The organism is Mesorhizobium sp. M1227 (assembly GCF_040318315.1).
In the GTDB taxonomy this organism is placed as follows: domain Bacteria; phylum Pseudomonadota; class Alphaproteobacteria; order Rhizobiales; family Rhizobiaceae; genus Mesorhizobium.
Window position 1 is genome coordinate 68378 of record NZ_JAMYLZ010000006.1, and the last position, 15028, is coordinate 83405.

Annotated in this window: 16 protein-coding genes; 10 read left to right on the forward strand and 6 right to left on the reverse strand. The window is 65.9% G+C overall.

Going from position 1 to position 15028, the window contains the following annotated elements:
* Window positions 1-9: 9 nt before the first annotated feature.
* From zwf to NKH28_RS10715, 4 genes are all read left to right on the forward strand, one after another.
* Complete coding sequence (zwf, locus tag NKH28_RS10700; protein WP_352978806.1) at window positions 10-1386, forward strand: glucose-6-phosphate dehydrogenase; 1377 nt, start codon at window positions 10-12, stop codon at window positions 1384-1386.
* Between the two features lie 19 nt (window positions 1387-1405).
* Window positions 1406-2110: an ROK family protein gene (locus tag NKH28_RS10705; RefSeq protein ID WP_352978808.1), complete on the forward strand. Its 705-nt coding sequence runs from the start codon at window positions 1406-1408 to the stop codon at window positions 2108-2110.
* A gap of 164 nt (window positions 2111-2274) precedes the next feature.
* A complete protein-coding gene (locus NKH28_RS10710; protein WP_352481010.1) occupies window positions 2275-2739 on the forward strand; it encodes a Ros/MucR family transcriptional regulator in 465 nt (154 codons plus the stop codon).
* A gap of 479 nt (window positions 2740-3218) precedes the next feature.
* A complete protein-coding gene (locus tag NKH28_RS10715; protein WP_352481011.1) occupies window positions 3219-4460 on the forward strand; it encodes an MFS transporter in 1242 nt (413 codons plus the stop codon).
* Here the strand turns inward: NKH28_RS10715 and NKH28_RS10720 are convergent, their stop codons facing one another.
* From NKH28_RS10720 to hemC, 6 genes are all read right to left on the reverse strand, one after another.
* The gene (locus NKH28_RS10720) at window positions 4461-5177 is read right to left on the reverse strand and encodes a glutamine amidotransferase (protein WP_292657163.1); all 717 of its coding nucleotides are present in this window, start codon (window positions 5175-5177) and stop codon (window positions 4461-4463) included.
* 18 nt (window positions 5178-5195) lie between these two features.
* Window positions 5196-5675, reverse strand: a complete 480-nt coding sequence (locus tag NKH28_RS10725) for a tellurite resistance TerB family protein (RefSeq protein WP_352978810.1) — start codon at window positions 5673-5675, stop codon at window positions 5196-5198.
* Window positions 5676-5714: 39 nt separating this feature from the next.
* A complete protein-coding gene (locus tag NKH28_RS10730; protein WP_352978811.1) occupies window positions 5715-7325 on the reverse strand; it encodes a heme biosynthesis protein HemY in 1611 nt (536 codons plus the stop codon).
* An 8-nt stretch (window positions 7326-7333) separates the two neighbouring features.
* Window positions 7334-8824, reverse strand: coding sequence for a COG4223 family protein (locus NKH28_RS10735; RefSeq protein ID WP_352978813.1), 1491 nt, complete (start codon window positions 8822-8824; stop codon window positions 7334-7336).
* A gap of 324 nt (window positions 8825-9148) precedes the next feature.
* Window positions 9149-9862 carry a uroporphyrinogen-III synthase gene (locus NKH28_RS10740; protein WP_352978938.1) on the reverse strand — a complete coding sequence of 238 codons (714 nt, stop codon included), beginning with the start codon at window positions 9860-9862 and terminating at the stop codon, window positions 9149-9151.
* Between the two features lies 1 nt (window position 9863).
* A complete protein-coding gene (gene hemC / locus NKH28_RS10745) occupies window positions 9864-10790 on the reverse strand; it encodes a hydroxymethylbilane synthase (protein ID WP_352817356.1) in 927 nt (308 codons plus the stop codon).
* 94 nt (window positions 10791-10884) lie between these two features.
* Between hemC and tsaD the strand changes: the two genes are divergently transcribed.
* The 6 genes from tsaD to NKH28_RS10775 all read left to right on the forward strand — a co-directional run bounded on the left by tsaD (window position 10885) and on the right by NKH28_RS10775 (window position 15025).
* Window positions 10885-11970 carry a tRNA (adenosine(37)-N6)-threonylcarbamoyltransferase complex transferase subunit TsaD gene (gene tsaD / locus NKH28_RS10750; protein WP_352540951.1) on the forward strand — a complete coding sequence of 362 codons (1086 nt, stop codon included), beginning with the start codon at window positions 10885-10887 and terminating at the stop codon, window positions 11968-11970.
* On the forward strand, window positions 11967-12977 hold the full coding sequence (locus tag NKH28_RS10755; RefSeq protein ID WP_352978815.1) for an NAD(P)H-dependent glycerol-3-phosphate dehydrogenase: 1011 nt from the start codon (window positions 11967-11969) through the stop codon (window positions 12975-12977). The genes tsaD and NKH28_RS10755 overlap by 4 nt, the downstream gene beginning before the upstream one ends.
* Before the next feature lie 26 nt (window positions 12978-13003).
* Window positions 13004-13300 (forward strand): YciI-like protein, encoded by a 297-nt coding sequence (locus NKH28_RS10760; RefSeq protein ID WP_352978817.1) that lies wholly within the window; start codon window positions 13004-13006, stop codon window positions 13298-13300.
* 181 nt (window positions 13301-13481) lie between these two features.
* A complete protein-coding gene (locus NKH28_RS10765; RefSeq protein WP_023680473.1) occupies window positions 13482-13907 on the forward strand; it encodes an EVE domain-containing protein in 426 nt (141 codons plus the stop codon).
* Window positions 13904-14560, forward strand: coding sequence for a class I SAM-dependent methyltransferase (locus NKH28_RS10770; RefSeq protein WP_352817348.1), 657 nt, complete (start codon window positions 13904-13906; stop codon window positions 14558-14560). The genes NKH28_RS10765 and NKH28_RS10770 overlap by 4 nt, the downstream gene beginning before the upstream one ends.
* A 48-nt stretch (window positions 14561-14608) precedes the next feature.
* Entirely contained in the window at window positions 14609-15025 is a 417-nt protein-coding gene (locus NKH28_RS10775) for a DUF1761 domain-containing protein (protein ID WP_352817345.1), read from the forward strand.
* Window positions 15026-15028 lie beyond the last annotated feature (3 nt).

Consider the following 15028-nt stretch of genomic DNA (forward strand, 5'->3'; position numbering starts at 1 on the left):
GGCACGCCCATGAGCCAGGAACGATCGGACACGCTGGTGCTTTTCGGCGCCACCGGCGATCTCGCCCACAAGAAGATCTTCCCCGCCCTTTACGCCATGGTGGCCAAAGGGACGCTGAACGAGCCGGTGATCGGCGTCGCCTTCGATCCCTGGGACCCCGCCAAGCTGCAGGCGCGCGCCCGCGACGGCATCGTCAACGCCTTGGGCAGCATCGACGACAAGATCTTTGCCAGGCTTGCATCGCTGCTGCGCTATGTCAGCGGCGACTATCGGGCGCCTGCGACCTTCGAGAAGCTGAAGACCGCGCTCGGCAGCGCTGAGCGGCCGCTGCACTATCTGGCGGTGCCGCCGGCGATGTTCGAGGTGGTCGTCCAGGGGCTGGAGCAGTCGGGCGCCGCCCAGGGCGCGCGCCTGATGGTGGAAAAGCCATTCGGCCACGATCTGCAATCGGCGCGCTGGCTGAACCGGGTGCTGCATCTGGTCTTCGACGAAAAGTCGATCTTCCGCATCGACCATTATCTCGGCAAGGAGGCGATCCAGAACCTGCTCTATTTCCGCTTCGCCAATTCCTTCCTCGAGCCGATCTGGAACCGCAATTACGTCGAGAGCGTGCAGATCACCATGGCCGAGGATTTCGGCGTCGAGGGCCGCGGCCGCTTCTATGACGAGGTCGGCTGCATTCGCGACGTCGTCGAAAACCATCTGCTCAACATCCTCTTGCTGCTCGCCATGGAACCGCCGGTCGGCCGCTCGGCCGACGATCTCATCGACGAGAAGGTGCAGGTCCTGCGGGCGATCCGGACGCTGACCAGGGACGATGTGGTGCGCGGCCAGTTCGACGGCTATCTCAACGAGCCGGGCGTGGCGCCGAACTCGCCGGTCGAGACCTTCGCGGCGGTGCGCTTTTTCGTCGATACCTGGCGCTGGCAGGATGTGCCGTTCTTCATTCGCGCCGGCAAATCCCTGCCGGTGCACGCCACCGAGGTCATCGTGCAACTGAAGCGACCGCCGCTCGACGTCTTCGATCCGATCAAGCCCGGCGACTGCAATCACGTGCGCTTCCGCATCGATCCTCAGGTGGCGATCTCGATCGGCGCCCGTCGCAAGGCGCCCGGCGATGACATGGTCGGTGAGCAGGTCGAGCTCACCGCGCTGGACGATTCGAAGGGCAACATGCCGCCGTACGAGCGGTTGATCGGCGACGCCATGAACGGCAACGGCCAGCTTTTCACCCGCCAGGACGCCAGCGAGCTCGCCTGGCGCATCGTCGGCCCGGTGCTCGGCGACACCACGCCGCCCCCTGTCTACGCGCCAAAGACGTGGGGGCCGGCCGAAGCCATGGCTGGATTCGGGCCGCCGAACGGCTGGATCAATCCAGCGAAATGATTTCTGGAAGGTGAAAGCGATGGCCAAGGCGGTGAAGCAACCGGCATCGGAGGAAGAAAAGATCGTGCTTGCGATCGATATCGGCGGCTCGCACGTCAAGATCCGCACCAGTGCCGGCGGCGACGAGCGCAAGACCGCTTCCGGACCGGAGCTTACGCCGCAGCAGATGGTCGCGGCGGTGAAGACGCTCGCCGAAGGGCTGCGCTACGATGTCGTCTCGATGGGCTATCCGGGCCCGGTGCACCACAACCGGCCGCTGACCGAACCCGCCAATCTCGGCAAGGGCTGGGTCGGCTGCGATTTCGCCGCCGAGTTCGGCAAACCGGTCAAGGTCGTTAACGATGCGCTCATGCAGGCCATCGGCAGTTATGAGGGCGGCCGCATGCTGTTCCTTGGCCTCGGCACCGGCCTTGGGGCCGCGATGATCGTCGATAACGTTGCCCAGCCGATGGAGCTTGCCCATCTTCCCTATAAGAAGCGCGGCAGTTTCGAAGACTATGTCGGCGAACGCGGCCTGCAAAAGCGCGGCAAGAAGAAATGGCGCAAACACGTCTTCGACGTGGTCGACCGGCTTCGCGCCGCCATGCAGCCGGACTACGTGGTCATCGGCGGCGGCAATGTCGACGAACTCGCCGACTTGCCCGCCGATTGCAGACGCGGCGACAACACACGCGCCTTCGAGGGCGGATTTCGACTATGGCGCGACAAATCCCTGATTATTTGATATTGCTGATTGTCTGATATTATCGAGCACCGGCTCAGGGTTGTTAATCCCGCGCTGCCGTTAGTATTATTATTCAAAATAATGTGTGACGTGGTGCGGCGTCATTGCATTGCGCAGATTTGCCGACTAGGAATTTCTGCGACCCCCATGGACGGAGAGATAGATTGACCGACGACAACAACAACGCTCGCAAAAATATCGACCTGCTCGAGCTGACCGCCCATATCGTGTCCGCCTATGTCGAGAAGAACCGCTTGCCGGCTTCCGGCCTCGGCGATCTCATCGCCAGCGTCAGCGCTTCCATAGGCGGCCTCGGGCAACCGGCTGTGCCGGTCGCCGCGCCGCTGACGCCTGCCGTCAATCCCAAGAAATCGGTGACGCCGGACTACATCATCTGTCTCGAGGACGGCAAGAAGTTCAAATCCTTGAAGCGCCATATCGGCGTTCATTTCGGGCTGACGCCCGACGCCTATCGCGCCAAATGGGGCCTGCCGTCGGACTACCCGATGGTCGCCCCCAACTACGCGGCCTCGCGTTCGCAGCTGGCCAAGGCGATCGGTCTCGGCCGCAAAGCCCCCCCGCCCGCGCCCGTCAAGGGCAGGGGCAGGAAGGCCAAGGCGACGGCCTAAAGCATCGTTCGAAGCCCTGCAAACGCAAGCCTCGAAGATTGGCGGGACAGCGCCCCCCTCTGTCCTGCCGGACATCTCCCCCTCAAGGGGGGAGATCAGCTGCCTCGCCGATGGCGCTACGCTTTAAACGTACAAATCTTTGAACGTACAAATTGCCTTCGAAGCCGGAGACTGGCGAAGGACGTCGCGACGTCCAATCTCCCCCCTTGGACGTCCAATCTCCCCCCTTGAGGGGGAGATGTCCGGCAGGACAGAGGGGGGGCGCGAAGGAACTCGACCTGCGCGCCAAATAACCCTCTCCATCTCCGCCGAGCGTGGTTGCCGCCTGCAATTGGTATGGCAGCCTGAAAAAAGCTGGAGCCACGCCGGATTTTTGCGCGCGCCCTGCGCCGAACTGCGCTAAAGGCTTTTTTGGCCGGACCAGCGCCCATCGAGGAAGTGCCCCGCCGGCCGACATAGCCGCCACGGGGCCTTATTCCATGACCACAGAATCCCAAGTACCATCCGACCAGCGCTATGCCGCCTTTCGCCATCGGCCGTTCCTGAGCTACTGGGCGGCGCGCTTCCTCTCGACATTCTCCACCCAGATCGTGTCGGTCGCCGTCGGCTGGCAGATCTACGATCTCACCCGCGACCCGTTCGACCTCGGCCTTGTCGGCATCGTCCAGTTCCTGCCTTCTCTGCTGCTGGTGCTGGTCACCGGCGACGTTGCCGATCGTTTCGGGCGCCGGCTGATCATGGCGCTGGCGGTGCTGGTCGAGGCGGGCTGCGCCTTGGCCCTGCTGCTGCTGACGCTACGCGGCCTCTCCGGGCCGATGCCGGTCTTCATCGTGCTCGCCATGTTCGGCATCGCGCGCGCCTTCTTCGGGCCGGCCTCCTCATCGCTGTTCGCCAATCTGGTGCCGCCCGAGGATTTTGCCAACGCCATCGCCTGGAACTCGTCCGCCTGGCAGACGGCAACCATCGTCGGGCCGGTCGCCGGCGGCCTGCTCTACGGGCTTTCAGCCGAAGCCGCCTACACCACCGCCGCTGTGCTGATGCTGGTTGCCGCCGTGCTGATCTTCACCATCCCGAAGCCTGCCCAGCGCAGCCGGACCGACAGGCCGACGGTACAGACCCTGTTCGCCGGCTTCGGCTATATCTGGAGCGAAAAGATCGTGCTCGGTGCGATTTCGCTCGATCTGTTTGCGGTGCTCCTGTCCGGCGCCTCGGCGCTGCTGCCGGTCTACGCGCGCGATATCCTCGAACTCGGCCCATGGGGGCTCGGCCTGTTGCGCTCGGCGCCCGGCGTCGGCGCCATCTGCGTCGCCATCTGGCTGGCCGGACACCCGATCCGCAACCATGCCGGCCTTGTCATGCTCGGCTTCGTCGCGCTGTTCGGCGCGTTCACGGTTCTGTTCGGCCTCTCGACCATCACCTGGCTGTCGATTGCGGCCCTTGCGCTGCTCGGCGCCACTGACATGTTCAGCGTCTATATCCGCGAGACGCTGATCCAGCTGTGGACGCCGGACGCCGTTCGCGGCCGCGTCAACGCCGTCAACCAGGTGTTTGTCGGCGCTTCCAATGAGCTCGGCGAATTCCGCGCCGGTACCATGGCGGCGTTGATCGGCACGGTTCCGGCCGTGGTGGTCGGGGGTGTCGGGGCGATCGCTGTTGCCGGCCTATGGGCGGTGCTGTTCCCGCAGCTGCGCAAGGTGCGTCATCTCAGGGGACGAAACTGATTACCGCAGCGCCGGCTTGCCGAAAATCATCGGCAGGAACTCGCCGAGCCAGCGCTTGAGGTGCATGTCCCAGATCAGCCGGCCGCCGAGATGATCGCGGCCGGGCTGCGCGCCGGGCAGTTCGAAGCGGTGCGCGCCGCGCACCACCCAGCGCTGCATCATCGCCCGGGTCAATTCGCCATGGAACTGAATGCCCCAGGCATTGTCGCCATAGCGGAAGGCCTGGTTGGGATAGGTTTCGGCCGTCGCCAAAAGCGTCGCGTCCTTCGGCAGCGAAAACCCTTCGCGATGGAACTGATAGACCATCTCCGGCCAATGCATCAGCCTGCTGCCCGCTTCGGTCGCCTTCAGCGGATACCAGCCGATTTCGACGAGGCCCTCGCCATGGCCCTCGACCCTGCCGCCAAGATGCTTGACCAGCATTTGCGCGCCGAGGCAGATGCCAAGCAGCGGCCGGTTCTCGTTGAGCGGAATTTTGAGCCAGTCGGTCTCGCGGCGGACGAACTCGTCGCCGTCATTGGCGCTCATCGGCCCGCCGAACACCACGGCGCCGGCATGGCCATCCAGCGTCTGCGGCAAGGCCTCGCCGAGCGGCGGTCGGCGGATGTCGAGGTCGAAGCCTTCCTCGATAAGCATATGGCCGACCCGTCCGGGGCTCGAATGCTCCTGATGCAGCACGATCAGGATCTTTGGTCTCGGACTTGGCTTGGGCGGCATTGGAAGGCGGGATCCTGTCTATTCGTCGCTTGAGGTTCCGGCAGCACCAGGCGCCGCGGCGGCCGCCTTGAGACGCGCCTCGACACGGTCGCGACGTTCGACGCCGATCAGCTCGGCGACCCGCCACACGGTATTGTCCTCGAGCTCGTGCAGCTCGCCATCGGCATAGACGATCTCCCACATCAGGCCGATGAAGGCCTTTCGCGCCTCGGCGTCGAGATGGCGCTTGAGCACGCTGGTGAAGGCGTAGAGGTCGATCGCCTCATTGTCGGCCCGCTCGCCGGCAGCCGCCAACGCGTCGAGTTCGTCACCGCTGATCGAGTAGCTTTCCGCCAGCACCTTCTTGAACCGTTCCCATTCGCTATCCTGGCGCACCCCGTCGGCGTTCATCACGTGGAAAAGCAGGGCGGACGCGGCAATGCGCGGATCGTCGGCGCTGGGGCTGGCGCCACCACGGGACGGCAGATCCCTTAGAAACGACAAAACGCGTTCGAACATCAAATCATTCCCAATAAGCCGGGGTCCACTCGACCCTGATCAGAATAAACGAAACCGGCGCGTCGATTTATCCGCCGCGTCGTCTGGATCGACGCCGGGGTCGTCGGGCAGCCGCGTCAGCTCCTGCGCCGGCTCGACGGCCTCGGCATCTTCCGGCACTTGGGCAAACGCCGCCGCGGTCATTGGTGTCACATGATCCTCGCCGGCGCGGTCGTCCGTCTTCTCCTCGGTCGCTGTGCCCGGTGTCTCCGCCGTGTGCTCGATCGACCCGGCCCTTTCCTGTACCGGCCTGGCTGGAGCCGCCGCGATGGCCGGCACCTGCACCTCCGGCGTATCCTCATGACCGTCGATCAACTGCCCGAGCCGCTCCATCGGCGCCCGCCATTCGAATGCATCGAGCCTGCCGGTGATCGGCGATACCGGAGCCCAGCGGTCGGAGACGACGCCGTCGGCAACCCAGGCCGGGTCGCGCGGCGCTCTCACCGCCTTCGACAGCAACTGCCGCACCTTGCCCTGGTCGCCGGTCTCGGCCTCCTCGATATCGGCCAGCAGCAGATAGGCGCCTTCGCGGCGATCGATGCGGATGGCGGCTTCCGCCTCGCGGCGGGCGGTTGAAAAATCCTGCGCATCTAGCGCGGCGCGCGCCACGGCAAGCGAGGACTCGGCATGGTTCTTCTTCAGCTCCTGCAGCTTCTTTGCCCGGTTCAGCCGGTCGAGCACGGCATCGCCCGGCCTGGCATGGGTGTAGAGCTCGGCGATCTCCGGATGGGGCTCGGCCTTCCACGCCGCCTCGAGGATTTTCGAGCCTTTGCGCACGTCGTTCTGTCTAAACAGCAATTTCGCCGCGACGACCGCCGCCGGTGCAAAATCCGGCCGCAGCCGATTGGCTTCGAGCGCCGCCGTCCTTGCGGCATTGGCATCGCTGTCGATCAGCGCCTGCGCCTTGGCGGTCAGCAGCACGACGCGGCGCCGGTTGGCGGCGTCACGCTCGATCTGCCGGGTCGACTTCTGGGCGTCGACCAGTTTCAGCGCGCCATCCCAGTCGCCGCGTTCGGTCAGGTCTTCCAGCGTCGATTCGGCCGCCCAGGTCAGTTGCGGCGCTACCGCCGCGGCACGGCCGGCATAGTGGCGGGCTGCGTTGCGGTCGCCGAGCCGCTCGGCCTCGAGATAAAGCCCGCGCAGGCCGAGCAGCCGCATTTCGGGATCATCGAGCATGGTCTCGAACTTTTCGCGGGCGCCTTCATGGTCGCCTTCGAGCAGCGAGGCCTGCGCGTCGAGCAGCTGGATCAGTGGCTCCTGATCGGAGCGGATCAGCTTTGCCGCTTCCTTGGTCTTCTTGCGGGCGAGCGCGCCGTCACCGGCGCCGGCGGCGATCATCCCGGTCGACAGCGCCTGGTAGCCGCGGTCGCGGCGACGCACGCGGAAATAGCGCGAGATCGTATAGGGGCTGTTCCACAGCGCCTTGACCAGCCACCAGACGATCATTACCGCGGCAACCACGGCAACGACCGCCACCGCCGCGACCATCAGGCTGACCTGGTATTGATAGCCGTTGAAGGTGACGAGCATTTCGCCCGGCCGGTCGGCCAGCCAGGCGAAGCCGAGCCCGAGCGCAAAGACGACGGCAAGGAAGGCGAGGATGCGGATCATCGGGTTCCTCACGCCTTCATCGCGCCTGCGATGAGCGAATCGATCTGCGTCTCGACCTCCATCCGCGCTTTCAACTTGCCGGCAAAGTCGGCGCCGGCGGCCTTGGCCGCCTCAGGCAGGGTTTCATATTCGCTGAGCGCCTTGGCGTAGTCGCCCTGGCTGACCGCGACCTCCATGCGAGCGACGGTTTCCGGGACGCCGGTGCCTTCGACGGCGCCGATCGGCCTGACCTTGACCAGCGATTCGGCGCTGGACAGCAGCTTCTGCAGGATGCCGGCATTCTGGTCGATGGGCGTCGCGGCAGCGACCATCGCGTTGGCGGCGGCGTCCGCTTCGGCGGCGATCTCGGAGCGCATCGAGACGCCCTTTTCGGCATAGGTGCGCAACGTCGCGATCTCGGGTGCATCGGGTGAGATCGCGGCAAAGGTTTCCAGCTCGGCGGCGAACGGTGCACCACGGTCGAGCGCTGCCTTGAGCGCCGAAGCGGCAATGGCCAGTGCGATCTTCGGCTGCGAAGCCTGTGCATCGACCTTGCCGGAGATCTGTGAAACCGACTGTTCCAGGGCCGCAAGCCGGCTGTCCTGCGCCTTTGTCGTCTCGCCGGCCGATTTCACCAGCGCATCGAGCGCGGCCAGCCTTTCGTTGAGCGGGCCGAGATCGACCGGCGCCGTACCGCCGGCTTTGCCGAGGGCCGCAACCGCCGTCTCGATCTGCCTTACCTTGTCGCCAAGTGCTGCCAGGCCGGCATTGTCGCCGGCACCGCCTTGCTCGACCGCCGACTTCAACGCCGCGACGTCCGCCCTGACCTGATCCAGCGCCGACGACAGCCCGTCCACCTTGGCCGATGCGTCATTGTTGGCGCCGGCCTGTCTGAGGTCCGCGACCTCGCGTTTCAGCGAAACGATCTCACCATTGATCGCGTCGAGCGACACGCCGCCCGTCCCCGGCGCACCGAGCAGGCCGGCAAATTGCAGCCCGCCGGCCGCGGCGAGGGCGATGACGCCGCCGATAATACCGGCGGCGATGCCGTTGATGCCGCTTCGCTTCGGCTGCGCTGCCATATGGTCGTCCCTCGTCTCAGCTGTCTTCTCGCCGGAACCTGGGATCCTCGGTTCGTTGGCCCCGGTTCCGCTGGATGCATCTTCGAAGCTGTAATCGGAAACCGCGGAGCGCCCGGCCGGCGCATCCGAACCGGCGGGATAGGGGGTTTCCGCTTCCCTGGCAGAATCGTCGCCGGCGTCCGCCGGCTCTTGCGTGCCGGCCGGCGCGGCTGCGTCGGCATGTTCCCATGGCTCGAGATCGGTCTGGTCCGCATGCACCGGCTCTTCAGGTGGCTCCGGCTGCGAGGCGTTCGCCGCTTCCTCGGCCCGCGCCTCGTCGGTCTGCGAGGTCACGGCATCCTGTTCGTCGGCGACGCGCGAGACGGCGCCAGGCTCAAGCTCGATGGTCACCGGCTCACGGCGGCTCTTGGAATGCCGCATCTTCGGCGTCTTGACCATGCTCGGGCTCCGCAAAATTCGCTTCGGGATGGTTGAAAGGGTCTAGCACATCACCAAGCGGTGAAAAGGGGCGGCGTGATGACGCCACGGCTTGGAGTTCAGTTTTGGCAAAACGCCGCAGGGCCGAATCCGCGTTTCAAGCCAAGGCCCATGCTCGGCACACAAAAAACCCGCCTCGGCGGGCGGGTCGTTGGAGCCAATTGGCACCATAATCAAATTACTAGCATAGCTGCCGGCACAAAGCAAGAACAAAATGTGCCCGAGGGCAATCGCCTGCGTTTGGCGCCGCCCTTCAAGCACGGCACAGAGCCGCCGCTAATGCCATCAGCGCGGCGCCTGCAAAAGTCCCAGCAAGGCATCTTCGCTGGGCTCGAGCGCAATCCGTATCCTTTCGCCAGCGACATCGCCCAAGGCCGCGGCAATGCGTCCCGACAGCGCGAAACAGCGCGTGTCCTGAAAAAGGCTACGCAGCGCCGGCCGGCTAGCCAGGGCCTGCATCGCTTTTGCCGCCTTGGCCGAATAGAGCAGCACCGCCTCGACCGGCCGGGCGGACAGGCGCGCAAGAACGGCCTCGTCGGAGTAATCCAGGACAACGGTGTCGTAGGTCTCGACGGCGCGGACCTGAACGCCCGACGCCAACAGCCCTTCCTCGAAGCCGGGAAATCGCACCCGCCCGCAGAGATAGACGATCGTCTTCCCCGCGTAACCGCCAGCAAGCGCATCGGCCAGCGCCTCGGCATTGCCCGGGCCTTCGCTGACCGACAGAAACGCGGCAGCGCGGGCGGCTTCCGCCGTCTTCCTGCCGACGGCGTGGCACGGCAAGCCGGCGAACGCCGCGATGACCTCTTTCGGCGCATGGCGAACGGCATTGGCGCTGGTGACCGCGACCGCCGCGGCGTCAGCGAGCGCGCCGGCATCGACCGGCAGCGTCACGGTTCCGGTCAATGGCAGCAGGATCGGCTGAAAGCCGGCATCCGCAAGCCGGCGCCCCGTGCGCGACGCGCCCGGTTCGGGCCTCGTCACCAGGACGCGGAGCATGTCAGGTCCAGCCATCGAAGAATGTTTCGCCGGCCTTGGCCCGAACGGTCGCCGCGGCTTCCGCGCCAATGCGCGCCGCCTCCTGCGCCGGCCCTTGCAGCCTGACTTCATGCGACTGCGTGCCATCGGGCGAGATGATCAGCCCGGCAAAGGAAACCGTTCCGCCCGATATCGTCGCATGTCCGGCGATCGGCGTGCGGCAGGACCCGTCGAGCGCCGCCAGGAAGGCGCGCTCGCAGGCCAGCGCCTCGCCGGTCGGCCCGTCGTGGATCGCTGCCAGCATCTGTTCCACGTCGCGGTCTCCGATGCGGCTTTCGATGCAGATCGCGCCTTGCCCCGGCGCCGGCGGAAAGACCTCGAGCGGCATCAGGTCGGTGACGACGTCTTCGAGCCCGAGCCGCTTCAGCCCGGCATAGGCGAGGATGGTGCCGTCGGCGATGCCGTCGTCGAGCTTGCGCAGCCGCGTCTGCACATTGCCGCGAAACATCACCACTTCGACGTCCGGCCGCATCCGCCGGATCAGCGCCTGGCGCCGCAGCGACGACGAACCGACCCTGGCGCCTTGCGGCAGGCCGGCAATCGTTCGCGCCGCCTTGCCGATGAAGGCATCGCGCGCGTCCTCGCGCGGCAGGAACGCGGACAGTTCCAGCCCCTCGGGCAACAGCGTCGGCATGTCCTTCGACGAATGCACGGCGATGTCGATGCGGCGCGCCAGCAGCGCCTCCTCGATCTCCTTGGTGAACAGGCCCTTGCCGCCGGCTTCCGACAGCGGCCGGTCCTGGATGCGGTCGCCGGTGGTCGAGATGACAACCACCTCGAAAGCTTCCGCCGGCATGCCGTGCGCCGCCATCAGCCGCGCCTGCGTTTCATGCGCCTGCGCCAGCGCCAGCGGGCTGCCGCGTGTTCCGATTCTCAAGGTTGTTTGCATGACGCGTCGTCCGTGATAACCCCCGGCAGGTTTTCGGGCTTTCTCCTATCGGGGAAAGGCCGGTTGCACAATCATCGAGGACAGCGACGAATTGATCCGCGTTCTGGGCATCGAGACGAGTTGCGACGAGACCGCCGCCAGCGTGGTGGCGCTGGACGGTCGCAGCACGCCGCAAATCCTGTCGAACATCGTGCTCAGCCAGATCGAGGAGCATGCTGCTTTCGGCGGCGTCGTGCCGGAGATCGCCGCGCGCGCCCATGTCGAGGCGCTCGACGGCATCATCGAGGCAGCGCTGGCCGATTCCGGCGTCGAGCTCGCCGACATCGATGCGATTGCCGCCACCGCCGGCCCCGGTCTTGTCGGCGGGCTGATCGTCGGCCTGATGACGGCCAAAGCAATCGCCGCGGCAGCAAAAAAACCGCTGATCGCCATCAACCATCTCGAAGGCCATGCGCTGACGGCCAGATTGACCGACGGCCTCGACTTTCCCTACCTCTTGCTGCTGGTCTCCGGCGGCCATACCCAGATCGTCGCCGTGCGCGGCGTCGGCGACTACCAGCGCTGGGCGACGACGATCGACGACGCGCTTGGCGAGGCCTTCGACAAGACGGCCAAGATGCTCGGCCTGCCCTATCCGGGCGGACCGAATGTCGAGAAGGCGGCGGCAACCGGTGACGCGACGCGTTTCGCCTTTCCGCGCCCGATGAAGGGCTCCGTGCAGCCCGATTTTTCCTTCTCCGGCCTCAAGACCGCGGTGCGCCAGGCGGCAACCGCGATTGCCCCGCTGAGCGACCAGGATGTCGCCGATATCTGCGCCTCGTTCCAGGCGGCGGTCGCGGATGCGCTGGGCGACCGTGTTGCGCGGGCGCTGACCCGGTTCCGTCAGCAATTCCCGGACAAGGCCGAGCCTGCATTGGTTGTCGCCGGCGGCGTCGCCGCCAATCGGACCATCAAGGCGACATTGCAGGGCCTGTGCGAGCAGGCCGGGTTCAGCTTCGTCGCGCCGCCGCTCAACCTCTGCACCGACAATGCGGCGATGATCGCCTGGGCCGGCATCGAGCGCTTGCGCGCCGGCATATCAGGTGAAAACGCCGCCGATTTCGTGCCGCGCTCGCGCTGGCCGCTGGACAGCGTCTCGGCCCCGATGGTCGGCTCGGGCCGGCGTGGGGCCAAGGCATGACCGGCAGCGAGCACAAGGCGCCAAGCGGCTGGCGCGTCGCCGTGCTCGGCGGCGGCGCCTGGGGCACGGCGCTGGCGCTGGCCACGCTGCGCGCCGGTCATTTCGTCCGCCTCTATGCGCGCGACCCGGAGACCGTCGCGGCGATCGACCGTGGCGAAAATCCGCGCTATCTGCCGGGCATCGCGCTCGATCCCGGCATCGTGGCGACGAGCGACATCGAGGTGGCGCTCGACGGTGCAGACTGCGTTCTGGCGGTAGCGCCGGCGCAATCGTTACGGATTATGCTGACGGCCGCGTCCAGCCATATGCCGGAAGGCGTCCCGCTGGTCCTCTGCGCCAAGGGCATCGAGCGCGACACCGGCGCGCTGCTATCGTCCATCACCGAGGAAATACTGCCGGCAAATCCGGTCGCCGCTTTGTCCGGCCCAAGCTTTGCCACCGATGTCGCCAGGGGCCTGCCGACGGCCGTCGTGGTCGCCGCCCGCGACGAGGCTCTGGCCACCGAGCTTGCCGCCCGCTTTTCGGCGGAAAATCTGCGCTGTTATTCGAGCGACGACCTGATCGGCGTCGAGATCGGCGGCGCGCTGAAGAACGTCTTTGCCATTGCCGCGGGTGCCGTCACCGGCGCCGGGCTCGGTGCCAGCGCCCAGGCGGCTATGGTGACGCGCGGCTTCGTCGAATTGCGCCGCATCGGCGCCGCCTTTGGCGCCAGGCCGGAGACGCTGATGGGGCTTTCCGGCCTCGGCGACCTGCTGCTCACCTGCTCGTCCGCGCAGTCGCGCAATTTCGCCTATGGGCTGGCGCTGGGGCAAGGCAAGCCGCTTGTCGGCTTGCCTTTGGCCGAAGGCGTGCCGACTGCGGCAATCGCCGCCCGCATCGCCGGCGAGCGCCGGATCGACGCGCCGATCATCGCCGCCGTCGCCGCCATACTGGACGGCACCATAACCATAGACCAGGCTGTGTCGGCGTTGATGACAAGGCCACTCAAGACCGAAACCGACATGTAATCGCGAACGATTGCGGAGATGGAAAGATGCTGTTTGCGTTGATTTGCAAGGACAAGCCAGGAAGGCTGCAGGTGCGGCTCGATACGCGGTCCAAGCACATTGCCTTTCTGGAAGGGCTGAACGGCGACAAGAAACTGGGTTTCGCCGGCCCTTTCCTCGACGCCGACGGCAAGCCGGACGGCAGCCTCGTCGTTGTCGAGGCGCCCGATCTGGCGGCGGCAAAAGCCCTGTCGGCGGCCGATCCCTATACCAAGGCAGGGCTGTTCGAAAGCGTCGAAATCCGGCAATGGAACTGGAGCTTCAACAAACCTGTGAGTGAATGATCGTTCGTTCGCCCTGCCCCTCATCCGCCTGCCGGCACCTTCTCCCCGTGAAGAACGGGGAGAAGGGAGAAGCTCCAGCGCTGGCGACCCCTCTCCCCGTCCTTACGGGGAGCGGGTAAGGGTGAGGGGCAGCGCCAACGCTGGATAGCGACAAACCGACAACGGCAACGGGACAACTGAGATGAACTACTGGCTGTTCAAATCCGAACCTTCGGTCTTCTCCTTCGAGGACCTCAAGGCCAAGGGCAAGGCCGGCACGCAGTGGGACGGCGTGCGCAATTATGCGGCGCGCAACAACATGAAGGCGATGCAGATCGGCGATCTCGGCTTCTTCTACCATTCCAATGACGGGCTGGACATCGTCGGCATCGCCGAAGTCTGCGCTCTGGCCCATCAGGACAGCACCACCGACGATCCCCGCTGGGAGTGCGTCGACATCCGCGCCTTCAAGGCCATGCCGAAGCCGGTGACGCTGGAGCAGGCCAAGGCCAATCCAAAGCTGGCCGACATGGCGCTGGTGCGGCTCGGGCGGCTGTCTGTGCAGCCGGTGACGCCGGCCGAATGGCAAGAGGTTTGCCGCATGGGCGGCCTGACGCCGGCGCCATGACGGCGCTGACGCCGGACAGCGCCAGGAAATTCATCCTCGACAACACGGCGCTGATGGCGCCGCCGCATGTGCCGGAGATCCGCCTGCACCTGGCCGACGAGGCGCACGAACTGTGGCAGCGGACCGAGGACGAGCTGACCGAAATCGGCCTGCCGCCACCCTTCTGGGCTTTCGCCTGGGCCGGCGGCCAAGGCCTTGCCCGCTACATCCTCGACAATCCGGCGGCGGTGCGCGGCAAGCGCGTGCTGGACTTCGCCTCCGGCTCCGGCCTTGTCGCCATTGCCGCGGTGAAGGCCGGAGCTGCCGAGGTGATCGCCGCCGATATCGACCCATTCTGCGCGACCGCGATCCGCCTCAATGCCGAGGCAAATGGAACCGAGATAAAATTCCTCATCGGTGACTGCATCGGCAGCGATGCCGGCTGGGACGTGGTGCTGGCCGGCGACGTCTTCTACGACAAAACTTTCGCCGACAGGCTGATGCCGTGGTTCGTCGCGCTGAAGGCGCGCGGCGGCGACATCCTCGTCGGCGATCCCGGCCGTTCCTATCTGCCGAGGGCGGGACTGGAACCGCTTGCCGTCTATGAAGTGGCGGTGACCCGGGCGCTGGAGGACGCCGAGGTCAAGCGCACCACCGTCTGGCGCCTTGCTTGACGGCATCGCCGAACAGGCGTTCCATCGCGCAATCGACCGGAGGGAACCATGGATTTTTCAGCAATCAATTGGCTGGCGGTAATCGTCGCCGCCGTCGTGGCGTGGCTGTTCGGCGGGGCCTGGTACATGGGCTTGAGCAAGCCGTGGCTGAAGGCCGCCAAGCTTGATCCGGCGACCATGAGCAAATCGATGCTGCCCTTCGTCGTCTCCTTCGTCGCGGAGCTCGTCATGGCGCTGGTCATGTCGCTGATCATTGGCGCCGTGACCGGCGGCGAACCGAGCCTGCTTGCCGGGGTGATCTTCGGCTTCGTTCTCTGGCTGGGGTTCGTCGCCACGACGCTTTCGGTCAACCATCGCTACGAAGGTTTCGGCTGGGATCTGACGCTGATCGATGTCGGTCACTGGCTCGGCGTGCTGCTTCTCATCGGCGCGGTGATCGGCTGGTTCGGCGCGGCGGCGGGCTGAACG